At 37.4% G+C, this 17,099-nt stretch carries 16 protein-coding genes; 12 read left to right on the forward strand and 4 right to left on the reverse strand.

The features are described 5' to 3' along the window. Window positions 1-14: 14 nt before the first annotated feature. Window positions 15-977 (forward strand): beta-ketoacyl synthase chain length factor, encoded by a 963-nt coding sequence (locus HW279_RS08310; RefSeq protein ID WP_178958626.1) that lies wholly within the window; start codon window positions 15-17, stop codon window positions 975-977. Between the two features lie 98 nt (window positions 978-1,075). Here HW279_RS08310 and HW279_RS08315 read toward each other — a convergent pair whose 3' ends face one another. Together HW279_RS08315 and HW279_RS11220 are read right to left on the reverse strand one after the other, a co-directional pair. Further along, on the reverse strand, window positions 1,076-1,909 hold the full coding sequence (locus tag HW279_RS08315; protein ID WP_255495806.1) for a hypothetical protein: 834 nt from the start codon (window positions 1,907-1,909) through the stop codon (window positions 1,076-1,078). Window positions 1,910-1,992: 83 nt separating this feature from the next. Next, window positions 1,993-3,393, reverse strand: a complete 1,401-nt coding sequence (locus tag HW279_RS11220; protein WP_178958628.1) for a collagen-like protein — start codon at window positions 3,391-3,393, stop codon at window positions 1,993-1,995. Between the two features lie 638 nt (window positions 3,394-4,031). Here HW279_RS11220 and HW279_RS08325 point away from each other — a divergent pair. The 5 genes from HW279_RS08325 to HW279_RS08345 all read left to right on the forward strand — a co-directional run bounded on the left by HW279_RS08325 (window position 4,032) and on the right by HW279_RS08345 (window position 7,097). Continuing rightward, window positions 4,032-4,763 carry a polysaccharide deacetylase family protein gene (locus HW279_RS08325; RefSeq protein ID WP_178958629.1) on the forward strand — a complete coding sequence of 244 codons (732 nt, stop codon included), beginning with the start codon at window positions 4,032-4,034 and terminating at the stop codon, window positions 4,761-4,763. After that, complete coding sequence (locus tag HW279_RS08330; RefSeq protein ID WP_178958630.1) at window positions 4,760-5,374, forward strand: LolA family protein; 615 nt, start codon at window positions 4,760-4,762, stop codon at window positions 5,372-5,374. Before HW279_RS08325 ends, HW279_RS08330 begins: the two co-directional genes overlap by 4 nt. Beyond that, complete coding sequence (locus HW279_RS08335) at window positions 5,352-5,963, forward strand: DUF3261 domain-containing protein (RefSeq protein ID WP_178958631.1); 612 nt, start codon at window positions 5,352-5,354, stop codon at window positions 5,961-5,963. Before HW279_RS08330 ends, HW279_RS08335 begins: the two co-directional genes overlap by 23 nt. A gap of 16 nt (window positions 5,964-5,979) precedes the next feature. Further along, entirely contained in the window at window positions 5,980-6,348 is a 369-nt protein-coding gene (locus HW279_RS08340; RefSeq protein ID WP_178958632.1) for a 3-hydroxyacyl-ACP dehydratase, read from the forward strand. A 140-nt stretch (window positions 6,349-6,488) separates the two neighbouring features. Next, on the forward strand, window positions 6,489-7,097 hold the full coding sequence (locus HW279_RS08345; RefSeq protein WP_009421116.1) for a hypothetical protein: 609 nt from the start codon (window positions 6,489-6,491) through the stop codon (window positions 7,095-7,097). Window positions 7,098-7,186: 89 nt separating this feature from the next. On the opposite strand, the gene HW279_RS08350 is transcribed toward HW279_RS08345, so the two are convergent. Then, on the reverse strand, window positions 7,187-8,575 hold the full coding sequence (locus HW279_RS08350) for an MATE family efflux transporter (RefSeq protein WP_178958633.1): 1,389 nt from the start codon (window positions 8,573-8,575) through the stop codon (window positions 7,187-7,189). Between the two features lie 52 nt (window positions 8,576-8,627). Then, on the reverse strand, window positions 8,628-10,763 hold the full coding sequence (locus HW279_RS08355) for a S46 family peptidase (protein WP_178958634.1): 2,136 nt from the start codon (window positions 10,761-10,763) through the stop codon (window positions 8,628-8,630). Window positions 10,764-11,096: 333 nt separating this feature from the next. On the opposite strand from HW279_RS08355, the gene HW279_RS08360 reads away from it, so the two are divergent. From HW279_RS08360 to HW279_RS08385, 6 genes are all read left to right on the forward strand, one after another. Next, the gene (locus HW279_RS08360) at window positions 11,097-11,456 is read left to right on the forward strand and encodes a hypothetical protein (protein ID WP_178958635.1); all 360 of its coding nucleotides are present in this window, start codon (window positions 11,097-11,099) and stop codon (window positions 11,454-11,456) included. 30 nt (window positions 11,457-11,486) lie between these two features. After that, complete coding sequence (gene mtaB / locus HW279_RS08365) at window positions 11,487-12,794, forward strand: tRNA (N(6)-L-threonylcarbamoyladenosine(37)-C(2))-methylthiotransferase MtaB (RefSeq protein WP_178958636.1); 1,308 nt, start codon at window positions 11,487-11,489, stop codon at window positions 12,792-12,794. Between the two features lie 20 nt (window positions 12,795-12,814). Continuing rightward, a complete protein-coding gene (locus tag HW279_RS08370; RefSeq protein ID WP_178958637.1) occupies window positions 12,815-13,468 on the forward strand; it encodes a hypothetical protein in 654 nt (217 codons plus the stop codon). A gap of 47 nt (window positions 13,469-13,515) precedes the next feature. Continuing rightward, window positions 13,516-14,145, forward strand: a complete 630-nt coding sequence (locus HW279_RS08375; protein WP_002675733.1) for a trimeric intracellular cation channel family protein — start codon at window positions 13,516-13,518, stop codon at window positions 14,143-14,145. A 68-nt stretch (window positions 14,146-14,213) separates the two neighbouring features. Beyond that, on the forward strand, window positions 14,214-15,959 hold the full coding sequence (locus HW279_RS08380) for an ABC transporter ATP-binding protein (protein ID WP_178958638.1): 1,746 nt from the start codon (window positions 14,214-14,216) through the stop codon (window positions 15,957-15,959). 28 nt (window positions 15,960-15,987) lie between these two features. Further along, window positions 15,988-17,055 carry an isochorismate synthase gene (locus tag HW279_RS08385; RefSeq protein WP_178958639.1) on the forward strand — a complete coding sequence of 356 codons (1,068 nt, stop codon included), beginning with the start codon at window positions 15,988-15,990 and terminating at the stop codon, window positions 17,053-17,055. Window positions 17,056-17,099 lie beyond the last annotated feature (44 nt).

The following is a 17,099-nucleotide window of genomic DNA, read 5'->3' on the forward strand; positions in this document are numbered from 1 at the left end:
TAATTGTTAATTGAATGAAGTCTTATATCAACGGAATAGCCTGCATATCGGTTCAACCTACTTTCTTAACACCTTATTTCCTCGATGAAGCCCTAAAGGTTACTCCAGAGGAAGTGTGTTACGCTCAAGAACCTTCTTATAAAGAATATATTGCCCCTAATGCCAGTCGTCGTATGGCTAAAGGCGTAAAAATGGGTATAGCGACTGCTACCGAAGCCTTAAAAGAAGCGCATATCACTACCCCTGATGCTATTTTGGTGGGTACGGGTATGGGGTGCCTGCAAGATTCTGAAAAATTCCTTACAGCGCTTATCAATGATAACGAGGAGCACCTCACTCCCACGGCTTTTATACAATCTACCCACAATACTGTTGCAGGGCAGATAGCTCTTTTGTTGCAGTGCAAAGGAGAAAACTTTACCTATGTAAATGGGGCTGTATCATTTGAATCGGCTTTGTTAGATGCTAAAATGCAAATGGAGCAAGACGCTATCAATACTGCTTTGGTAGGAGGTGTAGATGAACACAGTCCGCACACTTTGTATTTATATGATTTAGTAGGACTTGATCAAAAAGGGGAAGGAGCGAGTTTTTTTGCTTTATCATCAGAGGCTACCCCCAATACCTATGGAGAACTTGTAGATGTGGCTTTGTACAATGAACTCACCCCCGAGCAACAACAAACAGCCCTAAACGACTTTCTTTCTCGCCACCATCTTACCCTCTCTAATATAGATTTGATACTTACTGGAGAAGCAGAAAATCGTTCTTGGCGACTCCCTACCTTGCACTACAAAAACCTGAGTAGTGAGTATTACACAGCCTCAGCTTTTGGATTTTGGTTGGCTTGCCAAGTACTACAAAAGCAAACCCTTCCCGCCATTTGTAAACTTACTCTTTCCACTCCCATACAACATATTTTATTAGTAAATTCATATAGAGGCAAAGATTTTAGTTTTGTACTCTTGAAGAAATAAAAAAGCGACTTTTTGGGTCGCTTTTACTTAACTAAAGTTTTGAAATTTGTTAAAATATCTCACAATCAACTAATTGTGTTTTTTTTCTGTGGATTTTTCTAGCTTATATGAGTTAATTTATTTGCTTTATTTTGTTTTGATTTCACTAAGTCTTCAAAGAATTTTAGGATATTTTCAAAAGTCATAGTAAAAAAATCTTCGGATAGTCTAACAATATGTGTATTACCTTTTTCATCTTTATGTAAAGTGATTTTTGAGGTAGATGCTATTCTTCTTATATTTTTGTAATTATTCATATTATTAGCAATACTATTATGATGAACTATACAGTTTCTTAAGTCTTTTACAATGTTTAAGAAGTACCAATAAGGAGTATTGAATGTTAATTCTTCTTTTTTAAGATAGTCTTTCATATAATCAATATTTTTTAGTTCTTCTACTTTTGCACCCAAATTTATACACAAAGTTTTTAGATAGAATTCAAAAATACTATATACTAATATAAGAGTAGCTTTGCTACTATATTGTTCAAACATTGCAGTAAAATTACTCTCAGAAAACTCATAATAGTTGTTGTATATATGTGTAGTAATTTCAGTTTCAGAATAACCATTTTCTAAGTGTTCTAACTCACAAGTTAAACAGTCAATTTGAAAGTTAATTTCAAAGTCAAAGTTATTAATTAGGTCGTTTTCTTTAAAATATTGATCTAAAAGTTTCTTTTTTTCTTTTATTTCCTTTTGTTGTTCGCTATTAGGTTGATAGCCCTCAGCCTCCTTTTTAGCATGTACTATTTCTTTAGCAACACTTTTCCTAGCTAATTGATTAAAGCGTTTTTCTTCTTCTTTAATAAATTCTCTTTGTGATTTTATATAGTTTCTAAATATCTCTATGTGCTTCTTTAAGCTGTCTAAAAATAGTTCTAAATTCATAAGTGTTTTTTTATTTGGTGCAAAAATAAAAAGTATAGGCATACTTGCTTTTCTATGCCTATACTTTGTTTTTACTATTAGTTCTAAGGTTTTGCTTTTATATTGTTTCCGAATTCACCTGAATTACTCCAAAAACTTCTTTTGTAACTATCAAGAGATTCAGCAGGAACAAAAAGTGTTTTATTAGTGGGAGTGTTTTTAAATACCGATTTGGAACTAGAGCCTCCATAATTTCCTATCGTATTTATCATAGGAGGATTTATAGCCTCACATATAACTATTGTCAAATTTGTACACTCAGCAAAAGATTCTCTAGCAAAAGATCCTACATTTTTTGATATAGTTAAAGAAGTCAAACGTTTACAGCTATAGAAAGTTTTTTCTTCAACGAAAGTCAACTTTTCAGGTAGGGTAATAGAAGTTAAGCCACTTTTTTCAAAAGCATATTTTTCTAAAGTTGTTATATTATTTGGAAGAGAAATAGTTTTTAATGATTCACAACTATCAAAAGCCATCCAACCAATACTTGTAATACTATTAGGTAGATACACTTTATATAAAGATTCACACCCTTCAAAAGTACAAGTTTGAATACTCGTTACTCCTTCAGGAATGCGAATAGAATGTAAAGTTTTACAATTTTTAAAAGCATATTCCCCTATATTTGTTATTGTAATAGGAAGAGTAATAGAAGTTAAAGAGGTACAACCATAAAAAGCATCTTCTCCAATAGTTTTTACTTTATTTCCTAAAATGACTGAAACGATTTTTTCTTTTAGTGAAAAAGCGCCCTTTCCTATGTGTTCTATCTCTCTTAAATCTTCATTGTTATTCATGTCAATATGAGTGATAATTTTGCTATTCCAGCTTACAAGAGTTTTTTTATCAGGACTTAATGTATAGTCGTCTTTCTCAATAGGTATGGAAGGTGCAGTGCTACTACTTCCTCCTAATTCTACATAGTTATTGCTCCAACCAGTATCGGTTTTAGGTCCATAAAGACGTTTGCTAAGAGTGTCAATATACCAATCACCTGCTTTACCTACACTGTTAGCAGGTGCTGTAGTGCCTGCATATATTTTAGAACCGTCTTGACCAACAACACCTTTTTCCCCTCGATCGCCTTTGTCTCCTTTTTGACCAGTAGCACCAGTATCACCCTTTTCACCTTTCTCACCTTTTTGTCCAGTAGTTCCAGTATCACCTTTATCTCCTTTTTCACCTTTGTCTCCTTGTATGCCTTTTAGGTTAATAGGGCTTCCCCACCCTTGTATGGTTTTTGCTCCATAAAGATTAGTGTTGGAAAGGTCGAGGTAATAATCTCCTACATTTCCAAGAGTTTCAGCTGGAGCGCCTATTCCTGAAAGAATTTGATTGCCTTTTTGCACCTCAACTCTTTCAATAATTTTTTCTGTTTCCTTTCTACAACTGCTTACAGTTAGTACTACTAGCACTATTACTGTCATTAAAATTACTTTTCTCATTTGTTAAATAAAAAATTTAGTTTATTATTCCTACTCTTTTACAGGCTTTTCGGGTTCCGCCTTTATCGTTCACATAAGTACATAAAAAAAACGCGGGCACATTCCTTACTACTTTCCTTATAGAGCCCGACCAAAGGCTTTGTACTAAAGTAAAAGGAATGCCCACGCTTATAACGCAGGCATTTCCACTTCACTTTTCCTAGTACTAAAAAATGGTCGTTTTCTATAAGGAGGAAAATTGTAAAGCGAAACGCTAATTTATGTCTTTATGTAATTGTTTTTTCTAGTTTCTTTTAAAAAGTGTTTAAACAATTTTTAAATTCGCGACAAATGTACAACTTATTTTCAAACGAAGAAAATTTTGCATCAAAAAAAGCAAGAATAATTCTCTTAGTAAAAACTGAATTCCTACGCTTAGAGAAAAAAGTAATTGAAATATTTGTAAGGAAGAAAAATGTATGTTACTTTTGCCGTACTAAAACAACTTTTATTGTAGAAAAACTAAAGTATTTGCCGTTAGATGAAAATTTGTAAAATAATATAATACAAAAAGTTTTTTTAGTCTTAATTTCGTGTAAATCCGTGAAATCCGTGTGAGGTTTTCCTTAACAAAGTATCAACTCTATATCATTTAAACATTGAACAAATATCTTTTTACAATCGCAATATTTATCAGCGCTCTTGTAACAGCATTTATACAAAATGCCCCTTGGTGGGTATATGTGTTATTAATAGTGCTGTTTTTAGGCATTACCTCTTGGGGCGTATTCGATATTCGCCTCTCTTATTTTGTTAAAACACAATACTTCTTAAAGGGGCGTCCAGCAAAAACAGTAGCACTAACTTTTGATGATGGTCCCTCAGAACTTACACCACAATTTTTAGACCTTTTACAGAAATACAACGCAAAAGCAGTCTTTTTTTGTGTAGGCAAACAAATAAAAAAGTATCCAGAGGTCATCAAACGTATGCAAGCTGAAGGTCATTTAGTGGCAAATCATACCTTTACTCATCAACCTAAAAATATTCTGCACGCAAAAGCACTTGCTGATGAAATCCGCCATACCGATGAAGTCTTAGCTCGTTTGGGAATTATAACCCCATATTTCCGACCACCTTATGGCATTACTAGTCCGCAAGTAGCCAAAGCCATTCGTACCACAAGTAAGAAAGCCATAGGTTGGGATGTACGCTCATTAGACACCGTAATACACAACGAAGACAAGCTCTTTCACCGTATCGTACGCAAGCTCACCAATGGCAATATCATACTGATGCACGACCGCCTGCCTCATACCCTCACCGTTTTGGAACGCTTATTGCAGTACCTCAAAGAAAATAATTATACGATTACAAACAATTTAGAATGAAAAAGCTCTTAATATTCCTTATTTGTGTTGCACCTTTAACAATTAGTGCCCAAGCTCTTACTGAAGCCCAAATACGCGACTTCAAAACACAAACTATAGCTAAAAACAAGGCAATTCAAACAATGCAAGCCGATTTTACTCAGAAAAAACATTTGGATTTTATGAGTAAGGATATTGAGACATTAGGTAAAATGGCATTTGCTAAACCCGATAAACTGAATTGGCAATACACAAAACCTTATCAGTATCGCATTATTTTTCAGAAAGATAAAATTACGGTGAACGATGCAGGTAATGTCTCACAGATGAAAGCCGATAATAAAGTCTTCAAAAAAATAAATAACCTCATTGTGAGTTCTATCAGTGGTGATATGTTCAATGAGAAAGAATTCGCTATGACCTTTACCAAATCGGGCAAAAGTACATTGGTAAAACTATTGCCTAAGGATAAGACTCTCTTAAAATATGTGAGTGAAATTCATCTGTATTTTGATGTTGATAGTGTCGTGGAACGTGTAAAACTCATTGAGCCTTCTAAAGACTACACCGAAATCTTATTTAGCAATAAAAAACTAAATACAAAAATTGATGAAGCAAATTTTAAAATGTAGTTTGTTTGCTATATTGCTTAGCCTTAGCAGCTGCTCACCTTCTTATAAACTCCCTACCAAATACCAATCAGTGGCTACAACGCCAACAACGATGGTCAATCCTCACGTAAGAGTAGGGGAGGAGTATCTATATCGAGCTACTATTACTGCTTATGGTCACACTTTCAACGGACTCTTAGTAGCTAAAATTACCGCAGATAATACGTGGCGAGTAGCCCTTACTACCGACTTTGGTAATACGCTTTTTGATTTTGAAAACCAAAACGGAAAGATAAAGACCAACTATATAACCCCCGACCTCAATAAGAAAATAATCATCCGCACCCTCACCTCCGACTTTAAGCACCTTCTTAAAACCCATTGGCAGGTTACTCAAAAATACGCCAATGGCGCTATCGAAGTGCAACAGAGCAAAGATGGGAATGATGCTGTTTATTTGTTTACTTCAGGAACCAACCTCTTCAAACAGCTCAATATGCAAGGTAAGAAGCTATACACTACTTTTACCTATAATACCAACAACATAACCATAGAACATCACACTTTTACTATTAAAATAGTTTTAGAACCCTTAATTATAAATCATTAATTGCTTATTCTCAAAGATGTTAAAAGAATTTTATACCCTCAATAGCTTAGAAAAGCAAGACGCAGAAAACTATCTCTGCACTCTTACCCTCAACCCTCAACACGCTATCTTCAAAGGGCATTTTCCTGGTAATCCTATTACACCAGGGGTGTGTATGATGCAAATAATCAAGAATCTTATCGAGGAAATTACAGGGCATAAACTCTTTTTAGCCAAAACTACCAATGTGAAGTTTATGGCGCTTATCAACCCCATTACTCACCCTATTTTGCAACTTACACTTGCCATTCAGCATAAAGATGCCGATATACAAGTAAAAAATACCACTTCCTTTGATGAAACGGTAGCACTAAAACTTACGAATTTGTATAAAATAGTATCTTAAAAAGTTCGTTTCTTTATTCATTATCTGAAATGAAAAAAAATAGCTCAAAAATTACGCTATGTAAAATAAAATAGTTACTTTTGCAGACATTTTGAAAAAATCATTAAAAGCAAATAGAACTAAAACATCAATATTTTATAGTGGAAAAGGAACTAAAAAACTTTACAGAGAAGAGTTACGAGAAGTTGAAAAATGCAATTCAAGAAATTGCAAATGAAGAGGATAAAAAAGAAGTCTACGTACTGTCTTTTTGTTGTACGTGTGACGATGATGACTTGCGATTTCCTAAAATTACACTGGGCTATAATACCCTTTCAAATGTAAAAGAAGAGAGTTACAACGCCACTTCGAAAGAAGATGCCAAGTGGAATTTTGATTATTGGTTACAAACAGAAGTAGAAACCGTAGGAGGTAAAAAAGACAAATTGCTCAAGCAGTGGTTCGCCAAAACTCCTTATTTCTATTCTGATGAGGAAAACGACCGCGCCATAGAAGAAGACGAAGACCTTTACGACAAGCTCCTCAAAAAAGGTGATAAGTTTGGTAAAGACTTTATCAAAGAGGTGATAGTCCTCGCCAAACGATTGTTGGACGACGGAGAGGTGGAAAAGGTATTTGGGCGTAATATTCCTATCATTATTCACCAGCGAGATTTTGAAGATACGCCTATTTCTTGGACAAAGAAAGCCAATCCCGCCAAGCTCATAAAGGAGTTTCTGGAATACTGGGATGGAGAAGAAGAAGATTAAAATTAGTTTATAAATTATTATAATAAAAATATAAGGGCTGTTCAATGTACATTGAACAGCCCTTTGTTATTTATGAATTACAAAAAACTTTAAGAAGTATATTGGTGTCTGTTGGCTATCAGTTGTAAGCTGATACGGTTGAACCTATACAAGAGGCAGACAGTAGCGACGGTGAGACCGGTAAGCAAGCCAATCCAGATGCCCATAGTACCTAAATTGGTATAAACGCCTAACACATAAAGAATAGGGAAGGCAATTAGCCAATAGGCTACAAAAGTGATGTACATAGGCACTTTAGCATCTTGTACTCCACGTAAGGCACCAAGAGCTGTTACTTGCATTCCATCGGATATTTGGAAAATAGCTGCAATGAGCAAGAGATTGGCAGCTTCGCCTATTACTAGAGTATTATTAGCTAATTTTTCTATGTTATCCATCTCTAAGTACAATGACGGTAACCAAGTGCGAAATACCGCTAAAAGAAGGGCAAAAAATATTTGTGTGCAGAGTACTAACAGAAATACCGAAATAGCTACTCTACGCAAATTAGCATAGTTTCTCGCTCCTAATTGATTCCCTACACGTATCATAGCGGTAATTCCTAAGCCATTAGCGACCATAAAAGTCATACTCGATAAGTTGAGCGCAATTTGGTTTGCTGATAAATGATTTTCGCCCAGCATACCGCTTATCCAAATAGCTGCGGTAAATATACCTGTTTCAAAAATCATTTGCATAGCGGTAGGGAGTCCGAGAGCCGTTATCTTTTTGTACATTGCTTGTTGCATATTCTTAAAACTGATACTCATAACGTATTCACGCGACTTCTCTAAGTTTTTCAACATAAAGAAAAGCATTATAGGCATTACAATTCGTGATACTAAGGTACCAATACCAGCACCTAACACTCCTAATTTTGGGCAACCCCAATTACCATAAATAAAAAGATAGTTTAGAAAAACGTTTAGCAAGTTTGCTAAGATAGTAACATACATAGCATATTTGGTCATTGATAAGCCATCGGCAAACTGCTTGAAGGTAGTGAAGACACCCAACGGAATAAGCGAAAAAGCTACCAAATGGGTGTAGGGTACTGCTAACTCTATTACTTTTTCGCTTTGTCCTGTATAGCGCATCACAGGTTCTACAAAAAACAATAAAAGGAAGAGTACTACTCCTAATATTACATTGAGTACCATTCCGTGATTGAGAATAGACTGAGCAGTAGGTTTATCACCTGCTTCGTCAGCCATTGCTACTAAGGAAGTACTAGCAACAGAAAAACCAATGGCAAACGACATTGCAATGAATATAGCGGTATTACCCAGAGCAGCTGCTCCGAGTTCGGTAATACCTACTTTACCTACCATTACATTATCTACGAACCCAACAAGGGTGTGCCCGAGCATTCCTAATATGATGGGGTAAGCAATTTTAAAGTTGTATTTGAATTCTTTTGTATAACTTGATAGGCTCATTCTATTTTAGGAGTTAGGAATTAGCTTATATGCTAACTCCTAACTCTTTTTTCTACTGTACTGTTTCTATTTCATTTATAATATTCTTGGCTCCGGCATAAATATCGATTACCCAGAGGACGTAGCGAATATCTACGTTGATAGTGCGTTGTAGTTGTTTGTCGAAGATTACATCGCCTGCCATTGCTTCGATATTGCCGTCGAAAGCAAGCCCTATGAGTTCTCCTTTACCATTCATTACAGGCGAACCTGAGTTACCACCTGTGATATCGTTATTAGTAAGGAAGTTTACGTGCATAGAACCGTCTTTGTCTATATACCTTCCAAATTCTTTCTTCTTATAAAGGTCGAGCATACGCTGTGGCATATCAAATTCGGCATCGCCTTTTTTGTACTTTGCCATTAGGGTATTAAAGGTAGTATAGTAGTTCTTTTTTACATCGGGGTTGCGTTTATCGGCAGCCAATGGAATGACCGTACCATAGGTAAGGCGCAGAGTAGAATTGGCATCGGGATACAAAATAGTACTGATTTTAGAATCGCGCATACCTTTTACGAACTTGCGGAAGGCTTTGGCATAGCTGTCTTCTAAGTTTATAAGTTCTTGAGAAGGGTTGCGGTAACTGTTGAAAAGCACTTCGGAGAGTTGCAAAATAGGGTCTTGTGCTAATTGTATGATATCTTGTTGAGTACCTGTTTTCGCTGTTTCTTTGCTTCGGTAAATGCTATTAGCCAAAAGTTCCTCTACATATTTATGGAAGTTACCATTATATTTTGTTTTGATATCTTTCAACTGAGAAGGAACTTCGTTACCTTTGTTAGCATAGAGCTGTAACATATCGGCAAGGATAGCCTTTTCGACTTCTAAATTCACTTTGTCATAATCGGCTAACAAGTCATCAACTCTTTTTTGCAATTCTTCAGCGGGCATACCTCCGCGTTTAGCCCCATCTACAATACTGATGTAACGTACAGGCATCTTTATAAAGAAAGAAGCACGCCATAGCATACCCAAATAATTCTCATCGGCTGATTTAGCATTGGTTTTTTCAAAGAAATTAGATAAAGTGTTCAGTACGTCGCCATATTCAGCCTTATTTTCAGCTTTATTAGCCCATTTGGCGAAAATAGCTTCGGTTTTGCGCTTAGTAGCTGCTGTTTTATGAGCCGTAAGTGCATCAATCATACCTTGGCGGTTTTTCCAATAATTGGCAATGCTTGAATATTGTGAAGCATATTGCAAGCGTACGGCATCGTCTTTATCCATAAAGTGTTTCATAGCATCCATAGCTGTTTTAGAGGCTTCTACCCACGCAGGATAGGCATATTTTACGTTTTGGTCTACCCAATAAGAGCTTTCCCAACGGTTGGTACGCCCTGGGTATCCCATAATCATTGCAAAATCTTTATCTTGCACTCCTTTAAGGCTCACTTTAAGATAGCGTTTTGCTTTAAGAGGTACGTTATTAGGTGAATAGTCGGCGGCATTACCGTCTTTATCAGTGTATACGCGGAAAAGCGAGAAGTCGCCTGTTTGGCGAGGCCATTCCCAATTATCAGTATCACCACCGAATTTTCCAATGCTTTCAGGAGGCGTACCCACAAGTCGTACATCTTTAAAATCTTGGTATACGAAGTAATAATATTCATTACCTTGGAAGAATGGACGTACTGAAACTACATATTTACCCCCTTCACTGTTCTCTTTTTGTATTTTAGCCATTTCTTGGTTGAGAGCAGCTTCGCGTTCTTTTTCGTTCATTGAAGGTTTTACCACTGATAGCATACGGTCGGTTACATTGTCCATACGCACAAAGAAACGCACGAACGATTGCTTAGGTGAAAGTTCTTCGGCGTGAGAGCGTGCCCAGAATCCATTTTTTAGATGGTTGTTTTCAGGTGTGGAGAGCTGAGCGATATTGCCATAGCCACAATGGTGGTTAGTGAGCACTAAGCCATCTTTGGAGATGATACTCGCAGTACAACCTCCATTAAATTGTACGATAGCATCTTTGAGACTGTTATTATTGATGCTATAAATTTCTTGAGCAGTGAGTTGTAAGCCTAACTTCTGCATATCTCTTTGGTTGAGACGTTCGATGAACATCAAAAACCACATTCCTTCGTCGGCTTTTGCTATGGGAGTGAGCAATAAAAAAGCCAACAGTATAAGACTGATTTTCTTCATAAAAAATGATATAATGATTTATTAGGGTGCAAAGATAGGGAATAATTGGCAAATTAGCAAATGTGCGAGCCGTGTACGCAGATTAATTAGAAAATGAGAGAATTAGTAAAAAGGACAAACAAAAGACGAACAATGAACGAACAATGAACGAACAAAAGACGAACAAAAGACGAACAAAAGACGAACAAAAGACGAAGAAAGGACGAAGAAAAGACAAACCAAGAACGACGATAAGGTGGAACTAAAGAGGGGATAAGATGAAGGTAAGGCAGATGTAGCACAAATTTGCAATATGATTTTTTTTTGTACTTTTGCACCCTAAATGAATTTATTATGACCGAACACGAGCTACTAAAAGCCCGTTGGGAAGAGGTGGTACAACGTCTTTCCAATACTTTTACCGAAGGAGAGACATTGGGGGTAGATGGGATTATCTACCTCATTGGGGTACAAGAATTGGGACAATTGGGACGCACTTACGTCAAAGATGAGAAAGTAGACTTGATGCATATTGGCATTTGTAAGCTCTTAGAACCCTTTGGCTATTACCAATACGAATTTACAGACCCTGACGGCTGGCCTCATTACCGTTTGCTACAAAACCTCCCTGATCTAAAACCTGGAGAACAAACTATACTGATGAAAAAAGCCATTGTACAATATTTTTTAGAGAGAGAATTTTTTAACAATTAACAATTGACAATTGATAATTGACAATTAATAATGAAGAAAGTAGCATTTTATACTTTGGGTTGCAAACTGAACTTCTCGGAGACTTCAACCATTGCGCGGAGTTTTGAAGAAGAAGGCTACCAGCGCGTAGATTTTGACGACCCTGCTGATATATATGTCATCAACACTTGTTCAGTAACTGAAAATGCTGACAAGCAATTCAAACAAATCGTACGTAAAGCACTGAAAACAAACCCTAAGGCATTCTTGGCGGCAGTGGGTTGTTATGCCCAGCTGAAACCCGAAGAACTCGCTTCGGTAGATGGGGTAGATTTGGTGTTGGGAGCAAAAGAAAAGTTCAACATTACCCAATATATCGACGACCTTACCAAAAATAATGAGGGTGTGGTACACTCCTGCGAGATTTCGGAAACTGATTTCTATGTGGGGAGCTACTCTATTGGAGACCGTACGAGGGCTTTCCTAAAAGTGCAGGACGGTTGCGACTACAAGTGCACTTACTGTACCATACCGATGGCACGTGGTATTTCGCGCAGTGATACTATTGAGAATATCATTGCTAATGCTAAGAAAATCTCGGATAAAGGTATCAAAGAAATTGTGCTTACGGGCGTGAATATAGGTGATTACGGCAAGGGAGAATTTGGCAACAAAAAGCACGAGCATACCTTTTTGGAACTTGTGCAAGCCCTTGATAAGGTTGAAGGCATAGAACGCCTGCGCATCTCATCGATTGAGCCGAATCTCATTAAGGACGAAACAATCGACTTTATAGCGCAATCTAACAGCTTTGTGCCTCACTTTCACATTCCGTTACAAAGTGGAAGTAATGAAATTCTCAAAAAGATGAAACGCCGGTACCTGCGTGAGCTTTATGTGAGTAGAGTAGCCAAAATACGCGAAGTGATGCTCGATGCTTGCATAGGGGTAGATGTGATTGTAGGCTTTCCGGGGGAGACTGATGAGCACTTCTTGGAAACGTATTACTTCCTGAATGATTTGGACATCTCGTATCTGCACGTATTTACTTATTCCGAGCGCGACAATACTGAGGCGGTGCTAATGGACGGGGTAGTGCCCGATACTGTACGCGCTAAACGCAGTAAGATGTTACGTGGACTCTCGGCAAAGAAACGCAATGCCTTTTATACGAGTCAGCTGGGGAAAGAGAAGACGGTGCTTTTTGAGAGCGACAACAAACAGGGTTACATTCACGGATTTACTGAAAACTATGTAAAGGTAAAAGCCCCGTGGGATCCTTCCTTAGTGAATACATTGCACAAAGTAAAGCTCACTAAGATAGATACAGACGGAATGGTACGTTTTGAATTTGTTTAAGGTAAAAGGTGAGATATAAAATGAAATTTCTTTTAACAATACCCCTTTCACTACTGGTTTTAGCTTGTGACAACCCTGTTATTAGCTTTAAAAAGAGCTGTAATGCCGAGACCGCTAAACAAACGGTTGCTGAATTAGCAGAAGTAAAAGGGAAAATACAACAGATAGAAAGTCTTGCGGGTAGTAATCGCACCTATTGGGTGCAAGATAGCCTGCAACAAGATAGTAAAGCGTATTACCGTTATCAGTTAATGAGCCAATTGCCTTATACCGATATACATTTGTACACCTTTTGTGTAGCTAAAGATGATTGCAAACAGGTATTCTTACAGCAAAAGGACGGTAGCTTATTACCTTATGCCGAAATGGAAAAGCAAACTAAACAGCTGGTAGACCAGCAAAAGCAGTTCCCTACTTTCTTCAAGCAATTCACTACTGATATGGCGTTTAGACAACAGCATTTGGCAGAGCCTTTAATGCGTTTGTTGGTACAGAAAGACGGCAGTGTACTTCTTACCGAAGAAGAGTTACTCACCGATGATATCAACGCCCTGCAAACCTATACTTTTAGTTATTATCCCGATGGGGTATGTTGTAAAAATACGGAAAAAGCTATTGCGTTTGTGTTTGTGCCAGTAGGGGACACTTGGCGACTTTTGGAGATTTGGCATTAATGCTAAGAGAAGTGTGGCAAGTCACAGAAATTAAAATAAAACTTAGAATGGAAGATTTTATCAATGTACTATCGCAGATAGACCAGATTTATCTCTGGGACTTAATAGGAACGGCTGTATTTGGTATTTCGGGCGTGTTAGTGGGGTTAGAACGCCGTATGGACATATTTGGAATGCTCATTTTAGCCTTTGTAACAGGAGTAGGAGGGGGGACGCTTCGCGATATTATGATAGGCAGTGTACCGGTATTCTGGATGAACAATCTTACGTATATATTGATGATAGTCATTAGTGTAGTGATTACCGTTGTTTTCAAAAAGCAATTCTCTGAGCATTGGAGCAAATCGCTGATGGTGTTTGATACTATAGGGCTGGGGGTGTTCACTATCATCGGGATAGAAAAAGCATTGCGTTTTGGCTTGTCGCCTACTATTGCTATTATCTTAGGTACGATGACAGGTAGCTTCGGAGGAGTTATTCGGGATATATTAGCCAACAAACTACCTGCTGTCTTCCACAAAGAGATTTACGCAACAGCTTGCATAGCAGGAGGTACTGTTTATTTCCTTATCGATAATTTTGTAAATCACAACTTAGTAGTATTCATTACCATAATGGTAGTTATAGCTGTGCGATTGCTATCGGTAAAATACCATTGGGAGTTGCCGAAGTTTTAATAGTTGAGTTTCTATTGTTATTTGCTCATTATTTATTACTTTTGCACTCTGATTGAGAATTTAAGCCAATGGCACATCTGAGACATATACGTAAATATTTTTATAAATATAAATACCACTTACTACTTGGGATACTTATTACCATAGTGTCGCGAGTGTTTTCACTCTTTATGCCGCGATATGTAAAAAACTCTATCGCAGCCATTGAGGACTTTGCTAAATCCGCTAACAAAGATGCCTCACAAATGACTTCCTTACTTATAGAATACGCGCTTATTATCATCGGTACAACTATCATATCGGCGGTGCTAATGTTTTTTATGCGTCAGCTTATTATCAATGTATCTCGTTACATCGAATACGATATGAAAAACGAGATATTTAAGAAATACGAACAGTTATCGCTTAGCTTCTACAAACGCAACCGAGTAGGTGACCTGATGAACCGTATCAGCGAGGACGTATCGAAAGTGCGTATGTACGCAGGTCCTGCTATTATGTATAGTGTGCAAACTATTACACTTTTTGCTTGCGTAATTCCGCTAATGTTTATCATCTCTCCCAAACTTACTATCTACACTCTTATCCCATTGCCTATTCTCTCTTTGCTTATCTACAAAATGAGCAAAAAGATTAATATCGAAACGATGAAGGTACAAGCCTACCTATCTGACCTTTCTACTTTCTCGCAAGAAACTTTCTCAGGTATCGGGGTGATAAAATCGTATAATAATGAGGCGGCTACCGATGCGCAATTAGCAGTACTCGCCGAAGATGGTCGTCAGAAAAACATCAAGCTCGCTAAGATACAGGCTTTCTTTATCCCTACAATGATACTGATGATAGGATTGAGCCTTATCTTTGTAATCTTTATTGGGGGAAAGCTCTATTACACCGGTGAAATACAATCTATTGGAGTAATTGTAGAGTTCAGTATTTACGTGATGATGCTCACTTGGCCTGTGGCTACGGTGGGCTGGGTAAGTTCTATTGTACAACAAGCGGAAGCCTCCCAAAAGCGCATCAACGAGTTTCTTTCCGAAGTACCTCAGATACGCAATCAGGTAGGAGAACTTACGCCTATTAAAGGAGATATTACATTTGATAAAGTATCTTTCCGTTATGAAGATACGGGAATAGAAGCTCTTAAAGACGTATCTTTCCACATAGAAGCAGGACAAACAGTAGCCGTTATAGGCAAAACCGGTAGTGGTAAGACTACATTGTTAGACCTCATTGCACGTATGTACGATGCAAATCAGGGTGAAGTACTGATAGGAGGCAACCCCATAAGAGAATTGAATCTACACAGCTTGCGCAGAGCTATTTCGGTAGTGCCACAAGAGAACTTTTTGTTTTCGGACACAATTCGCAACAATCTGCGCTTTGGCAATAAAAATGCTACCGAAGAACAGATAATACAAGCCTGCCAAAAAGCAGTGGTACACAACAATATTACAGAGTTCACCCATCAATACGACTCGGTGCTTGGAGAGCGCGGGGTATCACTCAGTGGCGGGCAACGCCAACGAGTAGCCATTGCAAGAGCCTTGCTCAAAGAAGCCGAAATTTATTTGTTAGACGATTGTTTATCAGCCGTAGATACTGATACCGAAGAGAAGATTTTAACTAATTTGCGCGATACCTTAAAAGGCAAAACCGTAATTATAGTGAGTCATCGTGTGTCTATCACTAAATACGTCGATAAAATACTGATGCTCGACAAAGGAAAATTAGTAGAACAAGGTACCAAAGATGAGCTATTGGTACAAAATGGTGCTTTTAAAGCTTTTTATGATTCACAAACAATATAAGCCGTAGTACGGCAAGCATTTTACTTATATGAAGATTAAAACCAAAGATTATATTTCATTTGAAGAACTTTTAAAACAAGTACAGCACAAATATGCTGAACACTTACCTTTTGTGTGCTACAAGCCCCCTCATCACACTTCAGTAATATTGTTGGAACAAGAAGATGATACACTTCATTTTTTTAACACTGATAAAGAAGAACAAGAGGGATTTGTTTTCGCTCCTTTCGATGCTAATGAACCTGCTGTTATCATCACTCCTAACAAAGTTACCGTAAGCCATTTGCCTACACAATCGATTGTAGAAAATACTAATATTGATATTTTAGAAGATACCGAAGCCGAAAAACAAAAGCACATAGGTTTAGTAACCAAAGCTATTAATGAGATACACAGAGGTCATTTTGAGAAAGTGGTTCTTTCGCGCAAGATAACTATCAAAGAAGTGGTAAATCCGTTTAAGAGCTTTGCCAATATGGTAACACGATACCCTTCAGCATTTTGCTATTTGTTTTATCACCCTAAAGTAGGAACTTGGCTGGCTGCTACGCCCGAAACGCTCTTCCGCAGTAATGGCGAAGATTTTTGCACAATGGCATTGGCAGGTACACAACCTTTTAAAGAAGGTGAGATACATTGGCATACTAAGGAAAAAGAAGAACAGCAAATAGTTACTGATACCATCGTGCAACAGTTACAAGAGTATGTTAATGAACTTGAAGTTTCAGCAGTTCAAACTGTGCAAGCAGGTAGTTTGATGCATTTATGTACTAAAATAAAAGGGAAGATAGCTCCTGATAAAGTATATGAGTTAATAAAACGTCTGCACCCTACACCAGCCGTCTGTGGTTATCCTACTGAGGAAGCTCGCACCTTTATTATAGAAAACGAACTTTATAAAAGGCAATATTACACAGGCTATTGTGGCTGGGTGTCCAACAATAACCAAGCATTCTATGTGAATTTGCGTTGTATGCAAATCACTGATAACGAAGCCTATTTGTATGTAGGTGGAGGTATTACCAAAGACTCCATTCCTGAAAAAGAATACGAAGAAACACAAAATAAAGCAATGACAATGATGACAATCATATAAACTTTGGCAAAATTGTCTCTCTTTTTAATAACTAAAAACTAAAC

The organism is Capnocytophaga sp. oral taxon 903, from assembly GCF_013394785.1.
In the GTDB taxonomy this organism is placed as follows: domain Bacteria; phylum Bacteroidota; class Bacteroidia; order Flavobacteriales; family Flavobacteriaceae; genus Capnocytophaga; species Capnocytophaga ochracea.